Source organism: Amnimonas aquatica (assembly GCF_002943415.1).
In the GTDB taxonomy this organism is placed as follows: domain Bacteria; phylum Pseudomonadota; class Gammaproteobacteria; order Pseudomonadales; family Moraxellaceae; genus Perlucidibaca; species Perlucidibaca aquatica_A.
In genome coordinates this window covers 1-2,877 of the sequence record NZ_PTQZ01000223.1, presented here as the reverse complement: position 1 = coordinate 2,877, position 2,877 = coordinate 1, and the positions used below count along the sequence as shown (strand labels likewise).

Annotated in this window: 3 protein-coding genes; 2 read left to right on the top strand and 1 reads right to left on the bottom strand. The window is 70.6% G+C overall.

The genetic code is table 11. From position 1 onward, the window contains the following. Positions 1-67 precede the first annotated feature (67 nt). Together C5O18_RS08215 and C5O18_RS08210 are read left to right on the top strand one after the other, a co-directional pair. On the top strand, positions 68-1,540 hold the full coding sequence (locus tag C5O18_RS08215; protein WP_105193059.1) for a flavin-containing monooxygenase: 1,473 nt from the start codon (positions 68-70) through the stop codon (positions 1,538-1,540). A 91-nt stretch (positions 1,541-1,631) separates the two neighbouring features. Beyond that, positions 1,632-2,570 carry an alpha/beta hydrolase gene (locus C5O18_RS08210; protein ID WP_105193057.1) on the top strand — a complete coding sequence of 313 codons (939 nt, stop codon included), beginning with the start codon at positions 1,632-1,634 and terminating at the stop codon, positions 2,568-2,570. Between the two features lie 39 nt (positions 2,571-2,609). Here the strand turns inward: C5O18_RS08210 and C5O18_RS10485 are convergent. Next, positions 2,610-2,877, bottom strand: a 268-nt coding sequence (locus tag C5O18_RS10485; protein ID WP_206389805.1) for a hypothetical protein, incomplete at its 5' end; no start/stop codon positions are given.

Genomic DNA, 2,877 nt, shown 5'->3' with positions numbered 1-2,877 from the left:
CACCAAGCGGCCGGCCGCGCGCAAGCCCGCCGCGAAACCGGCCGCCGCCGCAGTCGCGCAGGCAGCGGTGCAGGCAGCGGCAAAGCCGGCGCTGCTCGACGCGCTGATCATCGGCACCGGTTTCGGCGGCATCGGCATGGCCGTGCAGCTGCAGCAGGCCGGCATCAGCGATTACCTGATCCTGGAGAAGGCCGACGATGTCGGCGGCGTGTGGCGCGACAACCAGTATCCCGGCGCCGCCTGCGACGTGCCTTCGCACCTCTATTCCTTCTCGTTCGCGCCCAACGCGCGCTGGTCGCGCAAGTACGCCGGCCAGGACGAGATCCACGGCTACATCCGCCGCGTCGCCGACCAGTTCGGAGTCACGCCGCAGGTGCGTTTCCGCAGCGAAGTGGCCACGGCCGCCTTCGACGAGGCCGATGGCAGCTGGACGGTCACCACCACCGCCGGCGATGTCTACCGCGCGCGGGCGCTGATCACCGCCACCGGCCAGCTCAACCGGCCGGCGTATCCGAACGTGCCCGGCATCGACAGCTTCCGCGGCGAGGTTTTCCACTCCGCGCGCTGGCGCCATGACATCGACCTCGCCGGCAAGCGCGTGGCGGTGGTCGGCACCGGCGCCAGCGCCATCCAGTTCGTGCCCGAGATCGTGCCCAAGGTGAAGAGCCTGGTGCTGATCCAGCGCTCGGCGCCGTACGTGATCCCGAAGCCGGACCGCGGCTATCACGCGCTGGAGACGCTGGCCTTCGAGCAGGCGCCGGCGCTGCAGCACGGCAGCCGCAACCTGCAGTACGTGACGCACGAATACCGCGCGCTGGCGTTCACCTCCATGCAGAAGTTCCTGTCCATGCCGCTGCTGCAGTTCCGCCGCATGCTCAGGAGCCAGGTGCCGGACCGCGCCCTGCGCGAGAAGCTGACGCCGACCGATCCCATCGGCTGCAAGCGCATCCTGCTCTCCAACAACTACTTCCCGGCGCTGGCGCAGCCGCACGTGAGCGTGGTCAACGGCGGTGTGCGCTCGGTGGATGCCACCGGCATCACCGGTGCCGACGGCGTGCACCATGACGTCGACGTGATCATCTACGGCACCGGCTTCCGTGCCACCGAGTTCCTCGCGCCCATGCGCGTCACCGGGCTCGGCGGCCGCGACCTCAACGAAGCCTGGCGCGAGGGTGCCGAGTCCTACCTCGGCATGACCGTTACCGGCTTCCCCAACTTGTACATGGTCTACGGCCCCAACACCAACCTCGGCCACAGCTCGATCATCTTCATGCTGGAAAGCCAGATGACCTACATCCGCCAGTGCGTGTCGCGCCTGGTCGGCGAGCGCCTGCGCTACCTCGACGTGCAGCCGCAGGCGCAGGACGACTTCAACCAGGCGGTGCAGGCGCGCCTGCGCGAGTCGGTGTGGCAGAAGGGCTGCCAGAGCTGGTACGTCAACGAGCACGGCCGCAACGTGGCGAACTGGCCGGGCTTCACTTTCGAGTACCGCTGGCGTACAAAGCGCCCGGACTGGTCGCACTATCGGGTGCAGGCCTGAGTCGCCGGCGCCGCGCGCGCCGGCGGGCGCATGAACAGGCATTGACCGACGCGCCGGCGCTGGAGCCGGCGGTCGCGTAACGGAGCGGATGATGGCGAGAACGGAAGTGACCCTGGGCCTCGACGGCCTGCAGCGGCTGCAGAGCGCGGTGGCGCGGCGGGTGGCGCCGGCGCTGATCCGCAGCACCATCCGTCCGCTCTGGCGCAGCGGCCTGCCGATCGGCTGGCAGCGCAGGATCACCAGCGCGCTGCTCGACAATGGCTGGGTGCCGCGCGCCGCCGTGGTGTCAGAGACCCGCCTCGGCGGCATCGCGACCGAGCTGATCACCCCGCGTGGCGGCGCCGGCGAGCGTGTCGTGTTCTTCGTGCACGGTGGCGGCTACGTGGTGTGCTCGCCGCGCACGCATCGTCCGCTGACCTCGCGTCTGGCGCTGGCGCTCTCGGCTACCACCTACGTGCCGCATTACCGCCTGGCACCGGAAAACCCCTTCCCGGCCGGCCTCGATGATGTGCTGGCGGCCTACGAGGGCCTGCTGGCCAAGGGCACCGAGTCGGCCAACATCACCCTGTCCGGCGATTCCGCCGGCGGCGGTCTGGCGCTGGCGCTGGCCCTGACGCTGCGCGACCGCGGCCTGCCGCTGCCGGGCCGGCTGGTGCTGATCTCGCCGTGGACCGACCTGACGCTGAGCGGCGAGACACTGCGCAGCAAGGACGGCGCCGACCCCATGCTGACCTGGGACTGGATCATCGCCAAGACGCCGCTCTACACCGGCGCCACGGCCCCGGAGCATCCGCTGGTGTCGCCGCTGTTCGCCGACTTCAGCGGTCTGCCGCCGACGCTGGTGCAGACCGGCTCGGAAGAGATCCTGCTGAGTGATTCAGAGCGCCTCGCCGAGCGCGCCGAGGCCGCCGGCTGGGCGCTGGAGCTGCAGGTCTGGCGCGGCATGTGGCACGACTTCCAGATGCTCGGCGACATCCTGCCCGAGGCCGATGCCGCGCTGGCGGAGATCGCCGACTTCGTGCAGCGCTGAGGCGCCCTGGCGGCGGGTGACGGGTCGCAGGCCCGCCGCTCAGCCCGCCCCGATCTCCACCCGCACCACCGCCGGCAGCAGGTCGCGCAGGCCCGGCGTGAGCGAGAACAGCGTCAGCCAGCGGCCCAGCCCGCCGCGTGTCATGCCGTAGGGTTCGAGCCGGATATCGCCGGCCTGCGGCAGCCAGCTCCGCAGCACGGCCGCGATGTCGCCGCGCCGTATGCCCCAGGGCATGGGCGGCGCGCGGTAGCTCGTGGTCTTCCAGTAGCCCTTCAGGGTCTTGCGCGAAAAGAACGGCGGAATGGTG